The organism is Brucella intermedia LMG 3301 (genome assembly GCF_000182645.1).
Lineage (GTDB): Bacteria > Pseudomonadota > Alphaproteobacteria > Rhizobiales > Rhizobiaceae > Brucella > Brucella intermedia.
In genome coordinates this window covers 635155-660473 of the sequence record NZ_ACQA01000002.1, presented here as the reverse complement: position 1 = coordinate 660473, position 25319 = coordinate 635155, and the positions used below count along the sequence as shown (strand labels likewise).

Sequence of the window (25319 nt, the reverse complement as noted above, 5' to 3'; positions counted from 1 at the left end):
GCCTCGCGGCCAGACGGGAAGCCACAATCCTGCCAGCGATGATGCCTGGAAAATCCATTTCTCGCTCGGTGAGAATGTTCGCTTTACCCGCACGCCGGAAGTCGAGCTCATGCGTCGCCGGGGCGAGGAACTGCCGAGCATCAATGAGCGGACGCAGGCGCATGCAGCCGACGCGGCGCCAGTGATCAGCGTTGAAAAGGTTGCCGAAGAGCAACCCATGGCTGTTGCCGAGCTTCAGAAAACCGTATCGCAGGGCATGGTTCGTTCGCCGGTGGCGCCCGTTCCCCCTGCAATGCCCGCGGTCCCCGTTGCTGTCGTCACACCGCCTGTAGAAGCCGCCCCGGAAGTGGTTGCTGTTGTAACCGAGCCTGCAACTCCCGAGCAGCCGTCGGCATTCACCTATCTATCCGACTTTGCCTTCTGGGAAGGCTGCGGCGTCGATACTGCGCTTGTGCCTGCGGAGCCTCTCGTTTCGGCTGTTCCGGCTGAACCGCGCAAGCCTTTGCCAACGGTCGAATCCATTCTGGCGCAGTTCCGCATTCGCGAATGGAACAAGCAACCTGAGCCGGTTGCTGCCGCCCCTGTCGAGCCAGTCGCGGAGACGCCGGTCGCCCCTGTTCCGGTCGAAGTGGCCGCGCCGCAGCCCGTTGCTGTGACAGAAGTGGAAGCGCCTGCGCCCCAGCCTGTCGCAGCCGAGCCGGAGATTACGCCGGAAGTCGCCGGCGAAGCCACCGAAGATGAAATCGTGCTGACCGTTCCGGAAGCGGAAGAACATGTCGTCGAGGACGTGGAGATTGCCGAGCCGTTGATTGAAGCGCCTGCGCCTGTTGCAAAAGCCGCGCCTTCGATCGCGCTTTACCAGCCGCAGCCCCTCCCCCGTGCGGAAGCGCCCGTCATGCACGGCGCTTATGAGTTCCCGCCGCGCGACCTGTTGCAGATGCCGCCCGAACAGGACGGAAATGTCATCACGCAGGAAATGCTGGAACGCAGCGCCGGGCTTCTCGAAAGCGTGCTGGAAGATTTCGGCGTGCGTGGAGAGATCATCCATGTCCGCCCCGGCCCTGTCGTGACACTCTATGAGTTTGAACCGGCGCCCGGTGTCAAATCCTCGCGCGTCATCGGTCTGGCGGACGACATTGCCCGCTCCATGTCGGCGCTTTCCGCCCGCGTTGCGGTCGTTCCGGGCCGCAACGTCATCGGTATCGAACTGCCGAACGCCAACCGTGAAACCGTCTACTTGCGCGAAATGATCGACAGCCGCACCTTCGAGGCATCGAACTATCGCCTGCCGCTTTGCCTCGGCAAGGGGATCGGCGGCGAGCCTATCATCGCGGAACTGGCCAAGATGCCCCACCTTCTGGTGGCTGGCACCACCGGTTCGGGCAAGTCGGTTGCCATCAACACGATGATCCTGTCGCTGCTCTACCGCTTCAAGCCGGAAGAATGCCGCCTGATCATGGTTGATCCGAAGATGCTGGAACTGTCCATCTATGACGGCATTCCGCACCTGCTGACGCCGGTTGTTACCGACCCGAAAAAGGCCGTGGTTGCCCTTAAATGGGCCGTGCGCGAGATGGAAGAACGCTATCGCAAGATGGCCCGCCTCGGCGTGCGCAACATCGAGGGCTTCAATGCCCGCGCCGCTTCCGCCAAGGGCAAGGGCGAAACCGTGATGTGCACGGTCCAGTCCGGCTTCGACAAGGAAACGGGTGAAGCTACCTATATTCAGGAAGAACTCGACCTGACGCCAATGCCCTACATCGTGGTCATCATCGACGAGATGGCCGACCTGATGATGGTTGCAGGCAAGGATATCGAAGGCGCTGTCCAGCGTCTTGCCCAGATGGCTCGCGCCGCCGGCATCCACCTCATCATGGCAACGCAGCGCCCGTCGGTCGACGTTATTACCGGTACGATCAAGGCCAACTTCCCGACCCGTATCTCCTTCCAGGTCACCTCGAAGATCGACAGCCGCACCATCCTCGGTGAAATGGGTGCCGAGCAGCTTCTCGGTCAGGGCGACATGCTGCACATGGCAGGCGGCGGACGCATCGTCCGCGTCCATGGTCCGTTCGTTTCCGACGAGGAAGTGGAAAAGGTGGTCAATCACCTGAAGGAACAGGGACGCCCGGATTATCTGGCGACCGTCACGGAAGACGAGGAAGAAGAAGACGCAGCGCAGGAAGCCGCTGTGTTCGACGCAACCGCGATGGGTTCGGAAGATGGCGATGACGTGTATGAGCAGGCCGTCAAGGTGGTGATGCGCGACAAGAAGTGCTCCACCTCCTATATCCAGCGCCGCCTCGGTATCGGCTATAACCGTGCCGCCTCCCTCGTCGAGCGGATGGAAAAGGACGGTCTGGTCGGTCCGGCCAATCATGTTGGAAAGCGCGAGATACTGACCGGCAACCGCGACTGACCAGTGAGGCATGACAAAATGAAGCCGGATCGCGCCCGCGATTCGGCTTTTCTTCATGCTTTGCAATGGGTTGCAGAGTGTTGCGCCGATGCGCTTGTCAAGACATAAAAATTGGTTAATACTTAGTTCATTCGTACATTCTTGATAATCGGTCGAGGCAGCCTCGGAAGCCGTCTCGTGCCCAGAATATAGGGAGAATGATCGATGAAAAGCATTATTATCGGTCCTGCAGCGAGCGATAAGGAACGCACAGTTACGCAGCAGATTCTGCGGCGCATTCATGAACAGATGCCAAAGCCTTCCGAAGACAAGACACAGGTCTGCAACGTATTGCGCCTGTCGAAGGGCGGCTATTCACACCGCAGACGTAAAATCCATAAACTTGCCTGATAACCAAGCGATATACTGAGATTTTTCCCAGCGCCACGCATTCTTCCCGAATGCGGCAGGCGCTGTAATTTTTTGGCCAGGCTGTTCAGTGCGGAAGAGCGAGCGCGCTGTAGAGCTTCGCGTCCTCTGGTTCCCCTGTCATACGCTCCGCCAGAATCCGCCCTGTTGTCGGCCCAAGCGTGAACCCCTGATGCCCGTGCCCGAAATTCAGCCATAATCCCTTGTGTCGCGGGGCTTCCCCAACGACTGGCAGCATTCGCGGCATGCAGGGTCGGCTGCCGAACCATGGCGTATGCTCCACGTGTGCGCCTATGTCGAAAAGCTCGCTTATGGCCTTGATTGATCTGTTCAACTGCTCGTGTCGCGCCACGCTGCCGAGCGGCGTCAGCTCTGCCCCGGTCAGGATACGCAATCCGGCGCGCATGGGTGTCGCGACGGTCGAATTCCTCACATCGAGAACAGGCACCTTCGGTCCCGTACCGGAGAAATGCTGATGGTATCCCCGTTTGATAACCAGTGGAATTTTATAGCCGAAAGTGCGAAGGATTTCCGGGCTCCACGGGCCGAGGGCGAGCACGACGTGGCGCGCAGCATGCGGGCCGTCCGCCGTATCAACCTGCCAGCCGGAACCATCCTGCCGCAAGCTTCGCGCATCACCTTGCACGAAAGTGCCGCCGCGCTTCACGAACAGGTTGGCATAGGACTGGACGAGCGCACCGGGATCGGAACATGACCAGGGATCGGTCCAGTGAATCGCTCCGGCCAGATTTGCCTTCAAGGATGGTTCGGCAGCGCTGACTGCCTTGCCGTCCTCGATGACGCTGGCAACGCCGAATTCCTGCCTTTTCAGCTCCGCGTCACGTGCGGAAAGGTCGAACGATCGGGCAGACCGGTGCATTTCGCGCAGTCCCGTCCGCCTGATAAGGTTTTCAGCGCCTGACGCTTCGATCAGCGGCGCATGATCATCGGCAGCGCGCCGGATCATTCGTGCATAGAACTGCGATGCCGTGCGGTGACGGCCCGCTTCCGAATTATGCCAGTAGCGCCACAACGGGCCGACTTGTCCGGGCATGTCGCGAAGCCGCCATGCGACCTGATTATTAGCGCCGAACGCCGCCCTCAGCAGTTCCAGAGGGGCGCGTGGCAAGGCATAGGGGCTGACGGCCTCTGTCTGAATTATTCCAGCATTGCCATAGCTCGTTTCGGTTCCCGGACCGCTTCGGTCCACAAGAAGCACCGACCAGCCCCTTTCCTGCAAGGCGAGCGCTGTGCCGACACCCACCATACCGGCACCCACAACGATGCAATCCGTCATATTCAGCCACTTCCAGAAATGGTGCGATTCTCTTTCCGCCACTATGGGAAATCCGGCTCGCGGATGACAAGTTCAGCGATCACGTTCTTTTGTGGTTCTGCCCTTTCTCGCCATTGCATTTTTGCTATAGAAGGCCACTTTCTCTATCAGGCTTTGTAGCTGCCGTGATTGAAGGACAGGATGATGCCCTCCCCCAAGAATGAACAACCCGTCCAGAAGTCTTCCTCGCGTTTCTTCATCGGTCTGTTTTCGGTGCTGGGCGCGGTTTTCTTCCTTCTATTCATCGGTCTCGGCATCTGGCAGGTGGAGCGCCTGCAATGGAAGCTCGATCTTATCGAACGGGTCGATGCGCGGGTCCATGCAGAGCCGGTCGCCGCACCCGGACGGGACGACTGGGCCAATGTCAACCAGAAGGATGACGAGTACCGCCGCGTCACGCTGACCGGGACCTATCTGAATGACAAGGAAATACTGGTTCATGCGCTGACCGAACGCGGCGCGGGCTATTGGGTTCTGACCCCGATGCGTTCGCCCGACGGTGCGCTGACTTTCATCAATCGCGGCTTTGTTCCGAGCGACAGGCGCGATCCGTCTTCGCGTCACGAAACGCAGATTGCCGGGGAAACGACCGTAACCGGACTACTGCGCATGCCGGAACCGGACGGGTTTTTCCTGCGTCCGAATGATCCGGCGCGTAACGACTGGAACTCGCGCGATGTCGCAGCCTTTGCGCAGAAATTCAATCTGGGTCAGGTCGCGCCCTATTTCATCGATGCCGACGCAAATTCCGCTGCCGGAGCGCTGCCAATCGGCGGTCTGACGGTCGTGAAATTCCGCAACAGCCATCTTTCCTATGCAATCACATGGTTCGCGCTTGCCGCCATGGTTGCCGGTGCCGCCATCTTTCTCTGGCGGCACGAGCGTAAATCATCAAACATGTAAGGCGTGACCGAGCGCCTTCATGCTGGCTTCGACAAAACCCTCGCTCAATGTCGGATGCGCGTGGATCGTTGCTGCGATGTCTTCCAGCCTTGCGCCCATCTCCACGGCTTGCGCGAAAGAGGATGAAAGCTCGGATATGCCGACTCCGACGGCCTGAATACCAAGGATCAGGTGGTTATCCGCACGTGCGACGACACGGATCATGCCGTCTTCACGCTCGACGGTCATCGCCCGGCCATTGGCCTGGAACGGGAAGACGCCGACCTGAATTTCATGGCCAGCCTTGCGGGCTTCATCCGGCGACAGGCCGACAGTGACGATTTCCGGATCGGTGAAGCAGACGGCAGGGATGCAGCGCTTGTCCCAAACGTGATTGCCGCCGGCAATGATCTCCGCCACCATCTCGCCCTGCGCCATGGCGCGATGCGCAAGCATCGGCTCACCGGTCACGTCGCCGATGGCGTAGACGCCGCGCATGGAGGTGCGGCAGCGCTCGTCAATCCGGATGAAGCGCCCATCCATATCCAGCCGGATTTCGCTCAATCCCCAGCCATCGGTCTGCGGCTTGCGGCCTACCGTAACAAGTATCCTGTCTGCCTCGATGGTTTTCGTGGTTCCATCGGCGGTCAGGACTTCCAGCCCGGCCTCATCCTTTGAAAGTCCCTTGGCCGAAGTGCCGGTCAGGACTTCGACGCCGAGCGCCTTCAGGCGCGCCATGACGGGCCGCGTGAGTTCCGCATCATATTGCGGCAGCACCCGGTCGGTCGCCTCGACCACGGTGACCTTCGCGCCAAGCTTGGCAAAGGCAGTGCCGATCTCAAGCCCGATATAGCCGCCGCCGACGATGGCGAGCTTTTCCGGTATCTTTTCCAGCGACAGCGCCTCGGTGGATGAAATGACCTTTCCGCCGAAAGGCAGTGCCTGAATTTCAACCGGAACCGAGCCGGTCGCGATCACGATGTTTTCGGCGTGGATCGTCTGGCGACCCGTATCGGTTTCAACGAGAACGGTCTTTCCGTCGAGAAAACGCGCCTGTCCGTGGAACATCCGTACACGCGAGCGTTTCAGGAGACCGGCAACGCCGCTGTTGAGACGGTTGACGATGCCGTCTTTCCATTCGAGCGTTCTGGCGAAATCGATGGCCGGGTTCTCGGCGGAAATACCGAGCGCGCCCTTGGATGCAAAGACGGAAAGCCGGTGAAATTCGTCGGCCGCATGGATCAGCGCCTTGGACGGGATGCAGCCCACATTGAGGCAGGTGCCGCCAAGACGCGTCTTCTCCACCAGCACCGTATCGATGCCAAGCTGGCCTGCCCGGATGCCGCAGACATAGCCGCCGGGACCGCCGCCGATGATCAGGAGTTTGCAGGAAATCTCGCTCATTCGATCAGCCTTCTACAAAAATCATCGCAGGCGCTTCCAGAAGGCTTTTCAGCTTCTGCACGAAGACCGCCGCATCCCATCCGTCGATCACGCGGTGATCGAAACTGCATGACAGGTTCATCATCTTGCGTGGCACGAACTGCACCCCGTCCCACATCGGACGCACGGCCATCTTGTTGATGCCCACAATCGCGACTTCAGGACGATTGATGATCGGTGTCGTGGCGATTGCGCCAAGAGGCCCAAGCGACGTGATGGTGATGGTGGAACCGGTCAGTTCCTCCCGCTTGGCGGTGCCGTTGCGGGCGGCATCGGTCACGCGCGACAATTCGGAAGCCGCCGCAAACACGCTCATGCTTTCCGCGTGGCGCACCACCGGCACGATCAGGCCGTTCGGCGTCTGTGTGGCAATGCCGACATGCACGCCGCCGAACTGGCGGATGATGTCCGCTTCGTCATCGAAATGCGCGTTGAGGCCGGGCTGTTCCTTCACGGCTTTCACGATTGCCCGGATGATGAACGGCAACAGGGTCAGGCGCGGACGGCCTTCCTTTTTCTCATTATTGAGACCATTGCGCAGTTCTTCCAACTGCGTGACATCGACCTCTTCGACGATGGTAATATGCGGAATGTGGCGTTTCGCTTCCGCCATGCGTTCGGCAATCTTGCGGCGAAGGCCGATGACCTTGATCTCGTTGACCGAGGTGTCGGTCGCGTAGCCGGATAGTGCGGGAGCCGCGCCGCTTTCCTGCTGGAAATAAAGGTCGAGATCGTCATGGGTGATGCGCCCTGCCGGTCCGGTGCCACGAACCCGGCGCAGATCGACGCCCCCGTCGCGAGCCCGCAGACGGACAGAAGGCGTGGCAAGCGGCTTTTCACCTTCCTGGCGAACCGGCCCCGCGCCGGAGAAAGCACTGCCTGCGGCTTCGCGCTTCGGTGCAGCGGGTTTCGGTGGAACCGGCGTCTGCAACAGAACAGGTGTTTGAGGCGCTTGCGCCGGTTGCGGTTTGGTCGCTTCCGCGGCCGCCGGAACCGGCTTTTCCTCAGCCTTTTCCTCCGGCGAGCCGCCCTCGATCTCCAGACGGACCAGTTCGGACCCCACCGCGATCTTCTCGCCTACCTCGCCATTGATGGCGATAACCTTGCCAGCGCGCGACGAGGGAATTTCCACCGTTGCCTTGTCGGTCATGACGGCTGCGAGAAGATCATCCTCGCGCACGACATCGCCAACCTTCACATGCCATTCGACGAGTTCGGCCTCGGCAACGCCTTCACCAACATCGGGGAGCTTGATCGTAAAATGTGCCATTTGCTTCGCCCCCTCAAGCTTCCATGATCGATGTAAGCGCGCGGCCCACCCGGTCCGGGCCGGGGAAATAGGCCCATTCCTGCGCATGCGGATAAGGCGTATCCCATCCTGTGACGCGGATGATCGGCGCTTCCAGATGGTAGAAGCAATCGCGCTGCACGAGAGCGGCAAGCTCCGCGCCATAGCCGCAGGTCAGCGTTGCCTCATGCACGATCACGCAGCGCCCGGTCTTCTTCACCGAAGCCATGATGGTGTCGGTGTCGAGCGGCAAAAGCGTGCGAAGATCGATCACTTCCGCATCGACGCCGGTTTCCTCCGCGGCAGCAAGCGCCACATGAACCATCGTGCCATAGGCAAGCACGGTCACGTCGCTGCCTTCGCGGCGGATAGCGGCCTTGCCAAGCGGCACGGTGTAATAGCCTTCCGGCACATCGCCGAGATCATGCTTTTTCCACGAGGTCACCGGGCGATCATGATGCCCGTCGAAAGGCCCGTTATAAAGGCGCTTCGGCTCGAACATGATAACCGGGTCTGGGTCTTCGATCGCCGCCAGCAGCAGGCCCTTCGCATCGGCAGGGGTGGATGGCATGACGGTTTTCAGGCCCGACACGTGCGTGAACAGCGCCTCCGGGCTCTGGCTGTGCGTCTGCCCGCCATAGATGCCGCCGCCGGAAGGCATGCGGATCACGATAGGACAGGTGAACTCGCCCGCCGAGCGATAACGCAGGCGCGCCGCTTCCGAAACGATCTGGTCATAGGCTGGGTAAACATAGTCCGCAAACTGCACTTCGATGCACGGGCGAAGGCCGTAAGCCGCCATGCCGATGGCAGTGCCCACGATGCCAAGCTCGCTGATCGGCGCGTCGAAGCAGCGTTCCTTGCCGTATTTCTTCTGGAGGCCAGCCGTACAGCGGAAAACACCGCCGAAATAACCCACATCTTCACCGAACACGACGACATTCTTGTCGCGTTCCATGGCAATGTCGTGGGCGTTCTGGATCGCCTCGATCATGGTCATCTTGCTCATGGATTAAAACCCCGCTTCCTGACGCTGGCGGATAAGATGCGGCGGCGTTTCAGCATAGACATCCTCGAACATGTCGCGCATGGATGGCTTGCGGCCATCATGCAGCGTGCCAATGGCTTCCGCCTCGCGCTGTGCGGCCACCACCAGATCCATCACCTCGGCTTCCGCCTGCTTGTGACGCTCATCCGACCAGACATCGCGCTTGATAAGATGGTTTTTCAGCCGCAGGATCGGATCGCCAAGTGGCCATGCATCGCTTTCGGCCTTGGGACGATAGGCGGACGGATCATCCGAGGTGGAATGCCCGCCAGCGCGATAGGTCACATATTCGATGATGGTTGGCCCGAGATTGCGCCGGGCGCGTTCCACCGCCCATTTTGCAACCGCATGGACGGCCAGATAGTCGTTGCCATCAACACGAAGCGCCGGAATGCCGAAACCGTGGCCGCGTGCGGCGAAAGTGCCGGATCCGCCGCGCGCAATGCCCTGGAAGGTGGAAATGGCCCACTGGTTGTTGACGATATTCATCACCACCGGGGCCTTGTAGGTCGAAGCAAAGACCAGTGCCGCGTGGAAGTCGCTTTCGGCTGTCGAGCCATCGCCGATCCATGCGGCGGCGATCTTCGTATCGTGGCTGATGGCCGACGCCATGGCCCAGCCGACCGCCTGCGTATATTGCGTTGCAAGATTGCCGGAAATGGTGAAGAAGCCGTGCTCCTTCGAGGAATACATCACCGGAAGCTGGCGGCCTTTCAGCGGATCGTGCTCATTGGAGAAAATCTGGTTCATCATGGTGACGAGCGGATAATCGTCGGCGATGAGCAGCCCGGCCTGACGATAGGTCGGGAAATTCATGTCGCCCTTGCGCAGCGCTTTACGGAAAGCGCAGCTTACCGCCTCCTCACCGAGATGCTGCATATAGAACGACGTCTTGCCCTGGCGCTGCGCCATCATCATGCGCGCATCATAGGCGCGCAGGATCATCATGTGGCGAAGGCCCTCTTTCAGTTCGTCGTCGGTAAGCGTTCCCGCCCACGGGCCGACCGCCTCGCCATCACGATTGAGAACGCGGATGATGCTGAAAGCCAGATCGCGCATCGCTTCCGGTTTTTCATCGATCTCCGGCCTGCGAACGCTGCCCGCGCGCGGGATTTTGACATGGGAAAAATCCGGCGCGTCACCCGGTCGCCATTCCGGCTCGGGAACATGCAGGGATAGTACGACATCATCGCTCATGCGGGGAACCCTCGAAACTGGCCTGGCCATTGGCCTCGCAAATTTACGGAATGTCGAACGGGAAAATCTAAGACTGGTTCCGGAGCCCCGGACCCGCTTTCGGCGCGTGAATATCACGCCGCCGATCTTGCTCCTCCCATGCGACATGGCGCCGATTTCCTCCTTCGGCACCATCCGCATTCAGGGTGGAACGGGTTCAAAAATAAAGCAAGATTATTTTTCGTGCCCCTTGGCACTCTTTCGTGAAACGGGTTCGCTCCTAGCCTGACCAAGGGCGAACTCCATTGGACGAAACAAGCTTAGTTCCGCGATTTAAAAGGAATTTCAACTCGAATGTTTAGCATCCCAATACCGCAACATTATTGCTTTTGATTGACGATAACGTCAGTACTCATTGGTACTATTCCGGCTCGTTCGAGCCGTCCCGCCATCCCTGACGATACCGTGTGAGGCGTTTTGTCCATATGTGCCCGGCACGATTTGCAGCCACCGGACGACGCCGATTCTCCAAAAGAAAAGCCGCACCCGCGAGGGTACGGCTTCAATAGAAACTAAGAAATTTGGGTCTAGCGGATCGCCTTGCCGTTCGCATCGAACCGATGCACCTTGCCGTCATCGGGTGTGATGAAGATCACGTCGTCTTCATTGTAATGATGCTCGCCGAAGAGCCGCACTGTGATCAGGCCTGCTGCTTCAGTTTCAACATAAAGGATCGTATCGGCGCCAAGATGTTCGGCATGGATGACCTTGCCTTTCCATCTGCCGCTATCGCGGCTGACGGAAATATGCTCAGGCCGGATACCGACCGTCTTCGCCCCGGCGTCGCCGATGCGGGTGCCGTCAACGAAATTCATCTGCGGCGAACCGATAAAGCCCGCGACAAAGAGATTATCGGGCTTGTTATAGAGCTCCATCGGCGAGCCAACCTGCTCGATGCGACCGGCATTGAGAACGACGATGCGGTCCGCCAGCGTCATGGCCTCGACCTGATCGTGCGTGACATAGATCATCGTCGCCTTCAGTTCGCGGTGCAGCTTGGCAATCTCAAGCCGGGTCTGGACGCGAAGTGCCGCATCGAGGTTCGACAGCGGTTCGTCGAACAGGAACAGTTCCGGTTCGCGCACCAGTGCGCGACCGATGGCGACACGCTGGCGCTGGCCGCCCGACATTTCCGCCGGGCGCCGTTCCAGATATGGGTCGAGCGACAACATGGCGGAAGCCTTCGAAACGCGCGTTTCGATTTCGGCTTTCGGCGTGCCTGCCTGCTTGAGGCCAAGTCCCATATTGTCCTTGACCGACAGGTGCGGGTAAAGCGCATAGGACTGGAACACCATCGCAATGCCGCGCTTGGAGGGCGGCGTCACGGTTACGTCCTCACCATTGATGAGCACCTGCCCGGAGGAAACGTCTTCCAGCCCCGCGATGGAACGCAGCAGCGTTGACTTCCCGCAGCCGGACGGCCCGACGAAGATGATGAATTCCCCGTCCTGCACTTCCAGATTAATGTCCTTCAGGACTTCCTGCGCACCGTAGCGCTTGTGTACCGATTTGAGTAGCAGCGATCCCACGTATCAAATTCCCTTACAATTTGACCGGCTTGCCGGTGCGCACACTTTCATCCGCAGCAAGGCAGATGCGCAGCGATTGCAGCGCGTCATCCATATGGCGGTTGAGATCGATATCCTCGCGAATGGCCTTCAGCATGTAGGCCTGCTCGCGTTCACACAATTCCTGATGCCCCGGCTCGTCTGCCATGGAGAGGTCCGTATCCGGTTTCAGGAACTTGCCATCGGCTCCACGCTCGGCGCGGTGAACGCGGATGGTCGAGGTCTTGGTATGCGCGTCCACATCGTCGGATTTCGTCACGGCCTCGTTCATGACGATCGAGACGCAGCCATTTGGCGAGATGACGTCCTTCACGAAGAAGGCGGTCTCCGACATCATCGGGCCCCAGCCCGCCTCGTACCAGCCCACCGTGCCGTCATCGAACAGCACCTGTAGATGGCCGTAATTATACATGTCCGGCTTGATCTCGTCAGAAAGGCGCAAGCCCATGCCGCGCACTTCCACGGGCTTGGCGTCGGTGATCTGGCACATGACGTCCACATAATGCACACCGCAGTCGACGATGGGCGACGTGGTGTTCATCAGGTTCTTGTGGGTTTCCCAGGTCGCCCCGCTGGACTGCTGGTTGAGGTTCATGCGGAAGACATAAGGTCCGCCAAGCTGGCGCGCCTCGGAGATAAGCCGCATCCACGAAGGATGGTGGCGCAGGATATAGCCGATGACGAGCTTGCGCCCGTTGGCCCGTGCGCAGTCGATCACGCGGCGCGCATCTTCGACCGTCGTTGCAAGCGGCTTTTCCACGAACACATGCGCACCCTGCTCCATCGCAGCGACGGCATAATCCGCATGGCTTTCCGAATAGGTGGCGACGCAGGCGAGATCGGGCTTCAGTTCCTTCAATGCTTCCAGAAAGGAAGGATGAATTTCATAGCCCGCCAGCTCGTCCGGAACCGCAACCTTGGTGCGATTGACGAGGCCGACAATCTCAAAACCGGGATTGCGATGATAGGCGAGCGCATGGCTGCGGCCCATATTGCCGAGACCGGCAGAAAGAACACGAACAGGATTTTGCATTGCAGAACTCATTTTACAGCTCCCGCGGTAATGCCGCGGATCAGCTGCCGCGAGAAGAGAACATAGAGGATGAGGATCGGGAACATCGCCAGTGAAAGGGCCGAAAGAACAGCGTTCCAGTTAGTGACGAACTGACCGATGAAGAGCTGAGAACCGAGCGTTACCGTCTTGGTGGCTTCGCTTGGCGCGAGGATCAGCGGGAACCAGAGGTCATTCCAGATCGGGATCATGGTGAAGACGGCGACGGTCGCCATGGCAGGCCGGATCAGCGGCAGCACCAGCTTGAAGAAGATGGCATATTCCGACATGCCGTCTATTCGTCCGGCATTCTTCAAATCGTCGGACACGGTTCGCATGAATTCCGACAGGATGAAGATCGCCAGCGGCAGGCCCTGCGCGGTATAGACGAGGATAAGCGCCGTCAGCGTATTGACCAGACCGGCCGCCACCATGCCCTGCAGCAGGGCCACCGTGCCGAGCCGGATCGGGATCATGATGCCGATGGCGAGATAAAGGCCCATCAGCGTATTGCCCTTGAAGCGATATTCGGCGAGCGCGAAGGCTGCCATCGCTCCGAACAGGATCACGAAGAAAATGCTGACCACGGTAACGATGGCGCTGTTCTGGAAGTAGGTCAGAAACGAGCCTTGCTTCAGAACCGTCTCATAACCGATGAGACTGAAACTTTCCGGTGTCGGAAACTGCAACGGTGTGCGGAAGATTGCGTTGCGGTCCTTGAAGGAATTGATCAGCGTCAGGGCCACCGGAAACACGGCGATCAGCATGTAGAAGATCAGGGCCGCATGGACGAGCGTGGTGCGAAGGGGCGATGTGCGTGCTTTCGACATGGTCTCGTCCTCAGAACTGATAGCGGCGCATGCGGCGCTGGATGCCGAACAGGTAGAGCGACACGCCTGCCAGAATGATGAGGAACATCACGGCGGCGATGGTCGCGCCCATCGACGGATTACCAAGTTGCAGCTGGAAGCCGAAGAAAGTGCGGTAAAGGAACGTGCCAAGAATATCGGTCGACTTGTCCGGTCCCGCCAGCGCGCCCTGCATCGAATAGATGAGATCGAACGCATTGAAGTTGGCAACGAAGGTCATCACCGAGATCAGGCCGATCGATGGCAGGATCAGTGGCAGCTTGATCTTGAAGAACTGGCTCCAGCCGGTAATGCCGTCGCATTCCGCCGCCTCGATGATTTCATCGGGAATATTGAGCAGCGCCGCGTAGATCAGCATCATCGGAATGCCGACGAACTGCCAGACGGAGACAAGAGACACTGTGACGAGAGCCGTATCGGCCTTGCCGAGCCACGGGCCGAACAGCCATTTAAGCCCGACGAGATCCATCATCCATGGAGCCACGCCCCAGATCGGCGACAGGATCAGTTTCCAGATGAAGCCGACGATAACGAAGGACAACAGCGTCGGAAGAAAGATCGCCGTGCGGTAGAAGGCGGCGAAACGCAGCTTCGGCAGCGACAGCATGGCCGCCAGCAGAATGCCGATCGGGTTTTGAACGAGCATGTGAATGCAGAAGAATATGAAGTTGTTTTTCAGGGCATTCCAGAAATCACGCGACCAGTTCGGATCGCCGAAAAGTGCCTGGAAGTTCGCGAACCCCACGAAAGTGCGCTGTCCGTCGACGACATTGAAGAATGCCTGCCGCAAGGTCTCGATCAGCGGCAGGACCATCACTGCCGTGTAGATCAGGACGCAGGGCAGAAGAAACACAAGTATATGCCAGCGCCTCGGGCGCTTGTGCACAATACCTGTCATGTCGGCAGATTGGCTCATATAGGCATTCGCTCTTCAAGAGCATTTCCAGCAGAGGATGAACCGCTTGCATTCGGAAATGCATAAAACCGATGGCTGGCGTTCTCGCTCACGAGAAAGCGTGCAAACCGGAGAAAGCCGGACCTTCTCCTCCCCGCACGCTCGCGTCATTTTAGACTGACACGGAATGCACCGAATGCAAAACGGCATGTCGATGCGCCAGACGAAAAGATATGGGCGGCGCGCCCCCGCGATCGCCGCCCATAAAGCCCCGCGTTTTTATTTCGCAGGCTTGAACCAGCTATCCAGGCCTTCCTGCAGCTTCTTCGCAGCGTCTTCCGGCGTTACGGTGCCGTTGATGACGTTGGCCGACTGAACCCAGGTTTCATTTTCGAGGTTCGGCGTGCCACGCGACAGAATCTGGTAGGTCGAACGAATGGTCGGCTTGCACTTTTCGCGCCAGGAAACGAATTCCTGCGCGAGTGGATCGCTCATCTTCACCGCGGTCGAGTTCAGGCTGAAGAAGCCCGGCAGCGCGTTGGCGTAGATTTCAGCGAATTCAGGCGAAGCAACCCAGTTCAGGAACACCTTTGCCTGTTCTGCGTGCTTGCTCGAAGCATTGAGGCCGAGGCCGATGTCGTTGTGGTCGGAGATATAGCAGGTGTCGCCTGCATTCTTGACCGGCGGCGGGAACGCGCCCATCTTGAACTGCGCCTGCGTATTGAACAGGCCGATTTCCCACGAGCCAGCCGGATAGATGGCCGCGCGACCGAGGGTGAACAGGTTCTGGCTGTCCGGATAGGTCTGCGCTTCGAAACCGTCGCCCAGATAGTCCTTCCACTTGGCAAGAACCTTGAACGGCTCGACCCACTGCGGATCGGTCAGCCTCTGCGTGCCGGCGATCAGCGCCTTGCGGCCCTCTTCGCCCTTCCAGTAGGTCGGGCCGATGTTCTGGTAGCCCATGGTTGCGGCTTCCCACATGTCCTTCGTGCCTATGGCCATCGGGATGTAATTGCCGTCTGCCTTGATCTTTTCGAGAACGTCGAAGAATTCGGCTTCCGTTGCCGGAACCTTGAGACCTAGCTTGTCGAAGGCTTCCTGATTGTAGATGAAGCCGTGAATGACCGAAGCCATCGGCACGCAGAAGGTCTTGGAACCGTCGTCGGTGGTCCAGGCGGACTTGGCGACGTCGGAGAAGTTCTTCATGCCTTCCAGATCGGTGAGATCGGCGAGCTTCCCCTTGTTGAAGAGCTCAAGCGAAGTGTCGAAAGGACGGCAGGAAATGAGGTCGCCGCCCGAACCGGCATCAAGCTTGGCATTGAGGGCCGCGTTGAATTCGGTTGGCGCGCTCGGTGCGAAATTGATCTTGATGCCAGGATTCTTGGCTTCGAAAGCCGGAATGATCTTTTCCTGCCATATCTGCAGATCGTCGTTACGCCAGCTTTCAACCGTCAGCGTAACGTCTTCGGCCAGCGCAGCCGATCCCGACGCCAGAAGCGTGGAACCCAGCAGCATGAGTTTGAACGTATTACGAACCATTTGACCTTCTCCCGTTTTTTGAGCGCGGATGCGCAAAAGAGGCGAAAGCACGCCAGACCGCTTCGGTACGATCGCTCCTCGCGTTACGGGATTGTACCGGGCCCCCGCCGGTTGTCTCCATCCCAAATCCGCGTGACCCACGCCCTCAGCGGTACTGCGCTCCCCTTCTGCTGAAATTAATGCCAAAAACGTACCAATTGTCCAGAGAAGTTTACAACTTTCGCGCAGAAAAATTCAGAGCGGCTTTTTTTCCTGAATTTTTTCAATAAATTAATCAAATTTTTCACAAGCCGACAAATCTGCTTGGTTAATGGTATTTTTTTGGTATCTTCAAGCCGGAGGTATCTTCATGACTGAATTCTTCATTGGCGTTGATGGCGGTGGCACCGGATGCCGTGCTGTTGTGGCGGGCAGCGGTGGTGCGATTCTGGGTTCAGGGCGCAGCGGCTCTGCCAATATCGTCACCGATCCGCAGACGGCGCTGATCAATGTGATCGCGGCGGTCGACAACGCTTTTGACGATGCCGGGCTGGACAAGGCGCACTATGCAAACAGCCACGCGGTTCTTGGCCTTGCCGGCGGCAACGTCGAGGGTGCGGGCGTACCGATAGAGCGCGGCCTGCCCTTTGCGCACTCCGATGTGGAATTCGACGGCGTGATTGCGCTCCAAGGCGCGCTTGGCGACCAGGATGGCATCGTCGCCATTCTTGGAACGGGTACGGCCTATATCACGCGGCGGCACGGGCGCATCCATTCGGTCGGCGGCTGGGGGTTTCCCTTGGGCGACCTCGGCAGCGGCGCGCGGCTCGGTCAAAGCCTGCTGCAGGAAAGCCTGCTTGTGCATGACGGCATCCATCGGCGCACGCGCCTGACGACCGATCTCCTCGATGAGTTCGACAATAACCCCGACAATCTGGTCGAGTTCGCGTGGACGGCAAAACCCGGCGACTTCGGCAAATATGCTCCGCGTGTTTTCCAATATGCCAGTGAAGGCGATGAAACGGCGCGTATGCTGCTGGAGCGCTCCGCCGGTTATATCAGCGAAACGCTGGATATGCTGATCAATCAGGGTGGCGAACGCATCAGCCTGCTTGGCGGCATGGCGCCGCTCTATGTGGAATGGCTGCCGCCTCATCAGCAGGCGCTTCTGGTCGCCCCCGCGGCGGATGCATTGACGGGCGCGCTTCAGCTCGCTCTCAAGCGATATGGGCCGCAAAATGGAAGGGCGCGCGAATGAGCGGAAATTTCAGCGCTTTCCTGCCCAAGAACCTGCAAGGTTCCGCCCCTTCTTCCGGAGGGCCGCTCTACATGCAGTTGCGCCAGTCGCTCGAAGCCGCGATCCGCGCCGGACAACTGGTTGATGGCGAAGCCCTGCCGCCTGAACGCGACATCGCCGAATATGCCAATATCAGCCGCGTCACCGTGCGCAAGGCCGTGGACGATCTGGTAAAGGCCGGGCTCCTGGTGCGCCGTCACGGTTCCGGCACTTTCGTCGTGCGTCCGAGCGAGCGCGTGCAGCAGTCGCTTTCCATGCTGACTTCGTTCACCGAAGACATGGCACGACGCGGCATCACAACGCAATCCAAATGGCTGGAACGGGGCCTTTACTATCCCTCGCCCGAGGAAATGATGAAACTGGGCGTTTCCTCGGAAACCCGCGTTGCCCGCCTTGGCCGCCTGCGCATGGCGAGCGATCTGCCGCTGGCCATCGAACGGGCCAGCCTCTCGAGTGAAATCTTGCCCGATCCGGATGCGGTCAAGGGTTCGCTCTATGCTGAACTGAGCCGTAACGGGTTTCGACCCGTTCGCGCTGTCCAGCGCATCGCCGCCTGCAACATCAAGGACCCGGATGCACGCATTCTCGGCGTCAAGGAGGGAGACGCCGGGCTGTCCATCGAGCGGATTTCCTATCTGCCCTCCGGCCGCGTGGTCGAATTTACAAAATCACTCTATCGCGGCGATGCCTATGATTTCGTGGCGGAGCTGACGATACCGCAGCCTTGAATGAGTTTATAAATGAAAACGGCCCGTTTGCGGGCCGTTTTGGTTTTATCAATGATGTTTCTTGCCTTCCCGCGCCATATCCGCAGTCGGATCTGCCGAAAGGCGCCTGCGCGCCCGGTCGTCCATCAGCTCATACCACATGGCATTGAGCACGGCGAAAGCTGCTGCAAGCGGAAGCCCCAGTAACCAGGAAAAATACCACATCTTGCTTCCTTTCCGATTAGAGCATTTCCAGCAAAAGTGCGAAGCGATTTTGCGTAGGACAATGCGTAAAACAAAGAGATAGAGCGCTCCAGCGGCTCCGTTTGAACCGGAACCGCTCTAGTAGGCGTGGTTGCTGTCGTCTTCGATCATGTCCTTTTCGACCTTGCCCCACAAAACCTTGTAGACCCAGGACGTGTAGACCACGATCAGCGGCAGGAAGATGAGCGTCACCACCAGCATGATGAACAGTGTCATATGGCTGGAAGACGAATCCCATACCGTCAGGCTGGCGCGCGGATCGAGCGACGATGGCAGGATGAACGGGAACATCGACACGCCCACCGATGAAATGATGCCGAAAATCGACAGCTTTCCAAACAGCAGCGGCGCGACTTCACGACGGCTGCGCAGCGCGACGAAGACCGCAAGCGCTCCAAGAATGCCGAGCGCCGGAGCAATCAGCAGGATTGGATAGCTCGCATAATTGGCGAACCATGCGCCGTGATCCAGTTCCACCGTCTTGCGCAGCGGATTGGACGGGCCGTCCGTGACGACGGCGCTTGTGATGCGGTAGCCCGAAATCCAGAGCCAGCTGATCACCCCGGCCAGAACATAAAGGACAACGGTCAGAAGCGACGCGATGCTGCCATAGAACCGCGCGCGCGCCTGTACTTCCCCGGTCGTCTTCAGGACCAGCCACGAGGCGCCATGCATGGAGAGCATCGTGACTGAAAGCACACCGCAAAGCAGCGCGAACGGATTGAGCAGGCCGAAGAACGAACCTTCGTAGAATATCTGAAGGTCGTCTGCGAGCCGGAAGGGAATGCCCTGCAGGACGTTGCCGACGGCAACGCCGAAGATGAGGGCAGGCACGAAACCGCCGATGAACAGCGCCCAGTCCCAACCCTTTCTCCAGGCTTCGCTGTCCCGCTTGGAGCGATACTTGAAGCCGACCGGACGCAGGATGAGTGCGAACAGGATGGCAAACATCGCCAGATAGAAGCCCGAGAAGGACACCGCGTAGAGCGGTGGCCAGGCGGCGAAAATGGCACCGCCTCCCAGAATCAACCAGACCTGATTGCCTTCCCAGACCGGGCCGATCGTGTTGATGATGATGCGCCGTTCCACATCGGTCTTGCCGACCACCGGCATGAGAATGTCCACGCCGAGATCGAACCCGTCCATCGCGGCGAAGGCAATCAGCAATACACCGAGCAGTACCCACCAGATGATGCGCAGAGTTTCATAGTCCAACAATTCGCTGAGTATCATGATCCTTACTCCGCAGGTGCGATGCTGGCCGGGGCGAGAATTGCTTCCGGCTTGCTGTCGGGTTCAGGTCCGGCCTTGATGGCGCGGATCATCAGGCCCATCTCGATGATGAAGAGAACCGTATAGATCGCCACGAAACCAAGTATCGTCAGCAGCACTGTGGACGCCCCGAGGTTTGAAACGCCGACCGCCGTCGGCAATATGCCCTCGATTACCCAGGGCTGACGGCCGAACTCGGCCACGATCCAGCCCATTTCGGCTGCAATCCACGGCAGCGGTATAGCAAATACGGCTACCCGCAGCAGGAAAGGATAACGGTCGAGCTTGCGACGGGCGGATAGCACGAAGAATGTGCCCGTCAGCAGGATCAGGAAGAAGCCGATGCCCACCATGATGCGGAATGCCCAGAACAGGGGCAGCACGCCGGGAACCGTGTCGTTGGCTGCCTGCGTGATCTGCGCGTCGGTTGCCTGACGCGGATCGTCGACATAGCGCTTCAGCAGAAGCGCATAGCCCATCCACTGGCTGTTATCGGCAAAAACGTCCTTCACTTCCTGCGGAACGGCGTTAGTATCGCCAGCCGCGCGGATTTTCTGCAAGGCGTCATAGGCGACGATACCGTTCCTGATATGGTTTTCCGCATTCTGGACCAGATCGTTGATGCCCTGAATCGGGGTCGTGAGAGAGCGGGTGCCGATCAGGCCCATGACCCATGGAATACGCACCGCGAAATGGGTTTCGCGCGCTTCCTGATTGGGGAAGCCGAAGACCGTAAACGGCGCAGGTGCCGGTTCAGTTTCCCACATGGCTTCGATGGCGGCGATCTTCATCTTCTGGTGTTCATTGGCCAGATAGCCGCTTTCGTCACCGAGAACGACAACCGAAAGCGAAGCGGCCAGACCGAAGGAAGCCGCGATGGTGATCGAACGCTTGGCAAGCTCTACCGAACGCCCCTTGAGGAGATACCAGGCGGAAATACCAAGGACGAAAATGGCTGCTGTGACATAACCGGCTGATACCGTATGCACGAACTTTGCCTGGGCGACCGGGTTCATCAGCACGGCGAAGAAATCGGAGATTTCCATGCGCATGGTTTCGGGATTGAACGCCGATCCGACCGGATTCTGCATCCAGCCATTGGCGATCAGAATCCATAGCGCCGAGAAGTTGGAACCGGCCGCAACCGCATAGGTCGCCATGAGGTGCCCGACTTTCGACAGGCGATCCCATCCGAAGAAGAACAGGCCCACGAAGGTCGCTTCGAGGAAGAATGCCATGAGGCCTTCAATGGCGAGCGGTGCGCCGAAGATGTCGCCGACATAATGGCTGTAATAGCTCCAGTTCATGCCGAACTGGAATTCCATCACGATGCCCGTCGCGACGCCCATCACGAAGTTGATGCCAAACAGCGTACCCCAAAATTTCGTCATCTGCCGCCAGATGAGTCGCCCCGTCATAACGTAAACGGTTTCCATGATGGCAAGCAGCACGGAAAGACCCAAGGTCAGAGGTACGAAGAGGAAGTGATAAAGTGCCGTGATCGCAAACTGCAATCGCGACAGGGAGACAATATCGAGTTCCATCTCTTTAAGCCGGTAAATCCGGCCCTCCTGGTGTTATGAGCTGCGCTCCAGCGCTGCCCCCTTTGAAAGCGGGCGGGTTCCTGAAAACCCGTTTCCCGCGCTTCAATTCCAACTACCGGTCCAAGTTCCGGTTTAGCCACCGACACGAGCCTTAACCGTCCCGGTGCTGTTCGCTCACCTCATGTTTTCGAGGATTTCGTCAAAGCGTCCTGTCTCCTTACCTACGGACTCAATTAGAGCGCCTTGATTTAAAACAATGATCCGTTCACAAATTCGCGCCTCGCGACGGATATGCGTGGCGATCAGCAATGTACGTGAACCCGCCCGCGCCTTGAGGCGCTCAAGGACATCCTCGGCTGTCGCACTGTCCAGACCCTCGGTCGGTTCATCCAGCAGCCAGAGTGGCGCATCGGTCAGAAACAGCCGCGCAAGGGCCAGACGGCGCGCCTGCCCGCCCGATAACCCCAGACCGCCCTCGCCCAGCATCGCATTGAGCCCCGCTGGCAATTCCCTGATAAATGTCCCAAGGCCAGCAGCGTCCAGCGCATCCATCAGTTCATGATCGCCTGCATCGGCGCGCGCCAGACGCAGATTATCGCGAAGACTGTCCTGAAAAAGCTCGGTCCGCTGTGTGAGAAGGCGTGTCGGCAATACCTCGACACTGCCCCGCGTTGCTCGAATTTCTCCTGCGAGCAGACTGAACAGTGTCGATTTGCCTGCGCCGCTTGTGCCGACGATGGCGACACGCTCACCGGCAGCAATATCGAACGTGATATTTTTGAGGGCATCGCGTTCGGCACCCTCATGGCGAACGGACCCGCTTTTCAGCTGAACCGCCTTGCCATTCGCTGGCTTTTGCGGCGCTGCGGGTTCGGCCTCATCCGTCAGTTGAGGCGCGACGCGCTTCGCAGCGAGGACTGTGCGGCCGAGCTCCATCGCGCCGCGCCGCAATGCTGAAAAGGGCTCCATCGCGCCAAGAATGACGAGCATTCCAAGTGCTGCGACGGGGGCTCCGATTGTCTCGGACCGCATCAACAATCCAACAGCGACAAGGCCGCCTGCAAGCAGGGATGCGTGAACAATGCCGAAACCGGCGCCGGTAACGATCTCTATGCGGTTGAGCCTGCGATCCGATGCGGCGATGTAACCATCGGCGCGGGCCAATGCCAGCTTCTGATCTGCAAGCCGCCCGGCCATCAGAAGTTCGGTCTGACCGGCTACAAGATCGACCGTGCGGGCCCGCAGCGCTTCCGTGCCCTTGACACGCTGGCGCATGGATTTTTCGGAACGGCGGGCGGCTGCAAGCGGAATACAAAGACCAGCCGCAAGTAGGACGGTCGCCACCACCAGCCCAAAAACCGGGTTCATCAGACCGAGCGCGATACCGGCAACAAGGGCGGTGGCAAGCGCAGCGCCAACCGGCACCACCACCCGCAGATAAAGCGAGTCGAGCGCATCGATGTCTGCGGTCAGACGGAAGAGAAGGCGTGCCGGACGTTTTAGCAGCGTATTTGCAGCGCTTGGCCGCGCCCAGCTGCGGAACAGTTTTTCGCGCAGGGCCGCGAGGATCGCGAGCGTCGCATCATGGGTGACGAGCCGTTCGAGATAGCGTGAACCGGTCCGCAGGATCGCAAGCAGGCGAATGCCGGCGGCGGGCGCGAACACGTCGAACACAACCGCCGTGGCGATGCTCATGCCTGCGATTGCCGTTGCGGTTATAAACCACCCCGACAGGCCAAGAAGTGCAATGCCGGCGAGGACCGTTACGGTTGCCGTTGCGATACCTGCAAGGAGAGCTGTTCCCTTGGTGCGGAAAAAGAGCCTGAGGATTGGCTGCAATGACTGGAAACCATTCATTCGGCTGCCCTCCTCTGCCAAAGGGGATCGTTGCTCACGCCGCCATCCAGACGGACGACGCGATCCATCCTGCGGGCAAGAGTTTCGTCATGGGTAGCGACGATCAGCGTCTTGCCTCTGGCAAGCTTCAAAAGACTGTCGGCAATGAGCGTTGCCGTTTCCTGATCAAGATGAGCAGTCGGTTCATCAGCCAGGAGAATATCTGCACCCGCATCGATAGCCGCACGGGAAAGCGCCAGCCGCAGGGCCTCGCCCCCGGAAATGCCTGCTCCGTTTTCACCAATCAGGCCGTTGCCGGTAACGCCCAGAACATGACCCAGCGCCATGTCGTCGATAATAGCTCTGGTGGCTTCCACGTCGGTGTGTCGGCCAAGGGTGATATTTTGACGGGCCGATCCGGCAAAGATGTGCGGTTTCTGTCCGATCCAGCTCATCCTTGCACGAAGTGCTGCTGCGGTTTCATCTGTCAGCGCCACGCCGCCGATCTCGATCCGGCCAGCCTGCGGAGCCGTCAGCCCGGCAACAAGCGCCAGAATGGTGGATTTTCCGTAGCCACTCGGCGCGAGCAGAGCTACGTGCTCTCCAGCCTCGATGTTGAGGCTGAATTCGTTGAGAACCTTGGCTTCCGTCCCGTAACTGAATCCGATATTGTGCAAGCTTACTGTGGGAGTTCCGCTCATTGCTGTCTGGCTTTCGCTCTTTCCGACAACGGTCATCGGATGTTCGGAAAGCTTTTCCAGCGCGTCGATAGAAGCTTCACCCGCAGCGCGGTCGTGCCAGACGGCGGAAAGATCGCGTAGCGGCTCAAAGAACGCAGGCGACAGAAGCAGGACGAAAAGACCTTCCGCCAACGTCAGCTTATGGCCCCATGCTCCGAAGTTGAGCTGGCCCAGCAAATGAAAGCCAATGTAGACCGCGACCATGGCGACGCCGATTGCCGCGAAAAGTTCAAGCACGGCGGACGACAGAAATGCAATGCGCAGGACGGACATGGTTTTTGAGCGCAGGGTTTCCGCATTTTCGCGCAACCGGTTCGCGGTAGCATCCACGGCATGGAATGTGCGGATGGTGGCAAGGCCGCGCAGACGGTCGAGCAGAAAACCGTTCATGCCGCCAAGAGCGATAAGCTGCTTTTCACTGGCCGCTTTTGCGCGCCAGCCGATCAGCGCCATGAATATCGGTATCAGCGGGGCTGCAACCATCAGGACAAGCGCCGCAGCCCACGAATACCAGAGCACGACTGCAAGTATGGCCAATGGAACCAGCATGACGCGAATGCGCACCGGCACGAAACGCGAAAGATAAGGAACGACCATTTCCGCTTGTTCGGCAAGAATGCTTGCAGCCTCGCCGGATGATGGGCGCATCACATCGAGGGGCGAACGCTCCGCAAGCGCCGCAACGGCATTGGTCCGCAGCCGGGAAAGCTCTTGCCGGGCGGCATCGAAAGCCTTGGCCGCACCTGCACTTTCGAGAATGCTGCGCAGGCAGCCGAGAATGAAGATGCCTGCCGCGCTGTAATAGACGGAATTGTCGAAGCCGGTATCGGCCAGCCGCCCGATCGCATAGGCGAAGATGCCCGCCTGCGGCAGCCACAAAAGTGCGGCCAATGCCTGAAGATATGCCCCCCGCTTCAGCAAGGACGGGACAGGACGACGTTGCGGGCGGCGCGAACTTTGCCGGATGCCCGCCACTTCGCCGTCTTCTGCCGTCAATGTTTCCGTTCGGGGGACAACGGATGTCACTCTCTCTTAGGCTCCTTTTTGGCCGATGTTCGCCCGCGCCCAAGCGCCACGATCCTGTCCGTGGTTTCAAGGAAGCGGGTCACCTTGGCGCCAAGCGCCAGAAGACTGGTCAAACGGTCCGTATCGAGCCGCTTGACGTCGTCGTACCAGTTGGTCAGCCTTTCGATCAGGCCGTACATGTCCTTCATGCGATCCTGCGCATAAAGATCGCTTTCGCCCTTCGGCTGTTCCATCAGGATCTCGCGCAGAACGGTAAGCGTGGGATCGATCTCGCGCTTCTTGCGCTCCTCGGCGAGCGTGCGCAGAATCTGCCACACATCGTCGGGCGTCGTGAAGAAATCGCGGCGATCACCGGGAATGTGCTTCAGCAACACCAGATTCCAGCCTTGCAACTCGCGGATACCCATGGAGACGTTCGAACGTGACACACCGAGAGCGTCGACGATCTGGTCGGCGCAAAGAGGGTCAGGCGATATGTAAAGCAGCGCATATATCTGCCCCACGGTGCGGTTGATGCCCCAACGGCTGCCCATTTCTCCGAAGTGGAGCACGAACGATTGAACGATTGGCGACAATTCCAAAATTCTCTCTCCCGTAAATTCTGAATTTTCAGAAATTACTGAAATTCAGATAATTCAAATGGTCTGTTCCTTCAATCCGCTTGTCCCCGGG

At 59.1% G+C, this 25319-nt stretch carries 21 protein-coding genes; 5 read left to right on the top strand and 16 right to left on the bottom strand.

Annotated features, from left to right (window positions below; genetic code table 11):
* The first annotated feature begins 109 nt into the window (after window positions 1–109).
* On the top strand, window positions 110–2419 hold the full coding sequence (locus OINT_RS15515) for a DNA translocase FtsK (RefSeq protein ID WP_404990501.1): 2310 nt from the start codon (window positions 110–112) through the stop codon (window positions 2417–2419).
* Between the two features lie 204 nt (window positions 2420–2623).
* Entirely contained in the window at window positions 2624–2809 is a 186-nt protein-coding gene (locus OINT_RS15510) for a hypothetical protein (protein WP_006468822.1), read from the top strand.
* Window positions 2810–2894: 85 nt separating this feature from the next.
* Here OINT_RS15510 and OINT_RS15505 read toward each other — a convergent pair whose 3' ends face one another.
* Window positions 2895–4124, bottom strand: coding sequence for an NAD(P)/FAD-dependent oxidoreductase (locus OINT_RS15505; protein WP_006471011.1), 1230 nt, complete (start codon window positions 4122–4124; stop codon window positions 2895–2897).
* Window positions 4125–4304: 180 nt separating this feature from the next.
* On the opposite strand from OINT_RS15505, the gene OINT_RS15500 reads away from it, so the two are divergent.
* Window positions 4305–5066, top strand: a complete 762-nt coding sequence (locus tag OINT_RS15500) for an SURF1 family protein (protein ID WP_006471010.1) — start codon at window positions 4305–4307, stop codon at window positions 5064–5066.
* Here OINT_RS15500 and lpdA read toward each other — a convergent pair.
* From lpdA to OINT_RS15450, 9 genes are all read right to left on the bottom strand, one after another.
* Window positions 5055–6449, bottom strand: coding sequence for a dihydrolipoyl dehydrogenase (gene lpdA / locus OINT_RS15495; protein ID WP_006468819.1), 1395 nt, complete (start codon window positions 6447–6449; stop codon window positions 5055–5057). The two genes, OINT_RS15500 and lpdA, sit on opposite strands and share 12 nt — an antisense overlap.
* A gap of 4 nt (window positions 6450–6453) precedes the next feature.
* On the bottom strand, window positions 6454–7758 hold the full coding sequence (locus tag OINT_RS15490; protein ID WP_006471008.1) for a dihydrolipoamide acetyltransferase family protein: 1305 nt from the start codon (window positions 7756–7758) through the stop codon (window positions 6454–6456).
* Between the two features lie 13 nt (window positions 7759–7771).
* A complete protein-coding gene (locus OINT_RS15485; protein ID WP_006468817.1) occupies window positions 7772–8785 on the bottom strand; it encodes an alpha-ketoacid dehydrogenase subunit beta in 1014 nt (337 codons plus the stop codon).
* 3 nt (window positions 8786–8788) lie between these two features.
* Window positions 8789–10021, bottom strand: a complete 1233-nt coding sequence (locus OINT_RS15480) for a 3-methyl-2-oxobutanoate dehydrogenase (2-methylpropanoyl-transferring) subunit alpha (RefSeq protein ID WP_039853259.1) — start codon at window positions 10019–10021, stop codon at window positions 8789–8791.
* A 566-nt stretch (window positions 10022–10587) separates the two neighbouring features.
* Complete coding sequence (locus tag OINT_RS15470; RefSeq protein ID WP_006468815.1) at window positions 10588–11589, bottom strand: ABC transporter ATP-binding protein; 1002 nt, start codon at window positions 11587–11589, stop codon at window positions 10588–10590.
* A gap of 13 nt (window positions 11590–11602) precedes the next feature.
* Window positions 11603–12673 carry a Gfo/Idh/MocA family protein gene (locus OINT_RS15465; protein ID WP_006468814.1) on the bottom strand — a complete coding sequence of 357 codons (1071 nt, stop codon included), beginning with the start codon at window positions 12671–12673 and terminating at the stop codon, window positions 11603–11605.
* Window positions 12670–13509 (bottom strand): carbohydrate ABC transporter permease, encoded by an 840-nt coding sequence (locus OINT_RS15460; RefSeq protein ID WP_006468813.1) that lies wholly within the window; start codon window positions 13507–13509, stop codon window positions 12670–12672. The genes OINT_RS15465 and OINT_RS15460 overlap by 4 nt, the downstream gene beginning before the upstream one ends.
* Before the next feature lie 10 nt (window positions 13510–13519).
* Window positions 13520–14464, bottom strand: coding sequence for a carbohydrate ABC transporter permease (locus tag OINT_RS15455; RefSeq protein ID WP_006468812.1), 945 nt, complete (start codon window positions 14462–14464; stop codon window positions 13520–13522).
* A gap of 258 nt (window positions 14465–14722) precedes the next feature.
* Window positions 14723–15982 carry an ABC transporter substrate-binding protein gene (locus OINT_RS15450; RefSeq protein ID WP_006471307.1) on the bottom strand — a complete coding sequence of 420 codons (1260 nt, stop codon included), beginning with the start codon at window positions 15980–15982 and terminating at the stop codon, window positions 14723–14725.
* 349 nt (window positions 15983–16331) lie between these two features.
* Between OINT_RS15450 and OINT_RS15445 the strand changes: the two genes are divergently transcribed.
* Together OINT_RS15445 and OINT_RS15440 are read left to right on the top strand one after the other, a co-directional pair.
* A complete protein-coding gene (locus OINT_RS15445; RefSeq protein WP_006471306.1) occupies window positions 16332–17219 on the top strand; it encodes a glucosamine kinase nucleotide-binding domain-containing protein in 888 nt (295 codons plus the stop codon).
* Window positions 17216–17986, top strand: a complete 771-nt coding sequence (locus OINT_RS15440; protein ID WP_006468809.1) for a GntR family transcriptional regulator — start codon at window positions 17216–17218, stop codon at window positions 17984–17986. Before OINT_RS15445 ends, OINT_RS15440 begins: the two co-directional genes overlap by 4 nt.
* 48 nt (window positions 17987–18034) lie before the next feature.
* Here the strand turns inward: OINT_RS15440 and cydX are convergent, their stop codons facing one another.
* From cydX to OINT_RS15410, 6 genes are all read right to left on the bottom strand, one after another.
* On the bottom strand, window positions 18035–18190 hold the full coding sequence (gene cydX, locus OINT_RS23060) for a cytochrome bd-I oxidase subunit CydX (RefSeq protein ID WP_006468808.1): 156 nt from the start codon (window positions 18188–18190) through the stop codon (window positions 18035–18037).
* A 117-nt stretch (window positions 18191–18307) separates the two neighbouring features.
* Entirely contained in the window at window positions 18308–19462 is a 1155-nt protein-coding gene (cydB, locus tag OINT_RS15430; protein WP_006468807.1) for a cytochrome d ubiquinol oxidase subunit II, read from the bottom strand.
* A gap of 5 nt (window positions 19463–19467) precedes the next feature.
* Entirely contained in the window at window positions 19468–21045 is a 1578-nt protein-coding gene (locus tag OINT_RS15425; protein WP_006468806.1) for a cytochrome ubiquinol oxidase subunit I, read from the bottom strand.
* Between the two features lie 174 nt (window positions 21046–21219).
* A complete protein-coding gene (gene cydC, locus OINT_RS15420; RefSeq protein WP_039853256.1) occupies window positions 21220–22902 on the bottom strand; it encodes a thiol reductant ABC exporter subunit CydC in 1683 nt (560 codons plus the stop codon).
* Window positions 22899–24647 carry a thiol reductant ABC exporter subunit CydD gene (cydD, locus tag OINT_RS15415; protein WP_006468804.1) on the bottom strand — a complete coding sequence of 583 codons (1749 nt, stop codon included), beginning with the start codon at window positions 24645–24647 and terminating at the stop codon, window positions 22899–22901. The genes cydC and cydD overlap by 4 nt, the downstream gene beginning before the upstream one ends.
* Complete coding sequence (locus OINT_RS15410) at window positions 24644–25228, bottom strand: GbsR/MarR family transcriptional regulator (protein ID WP_006468803.1); 585 nt, start codon at window positions 25226–25228, stop codon at window positions 24644–24646. Before OINT_RS15410 ends, cydD begins: the two co-directional genes overlap by 4 nt.
* Window positions 25229–25319: the final 91 nt, after the last annotated feature.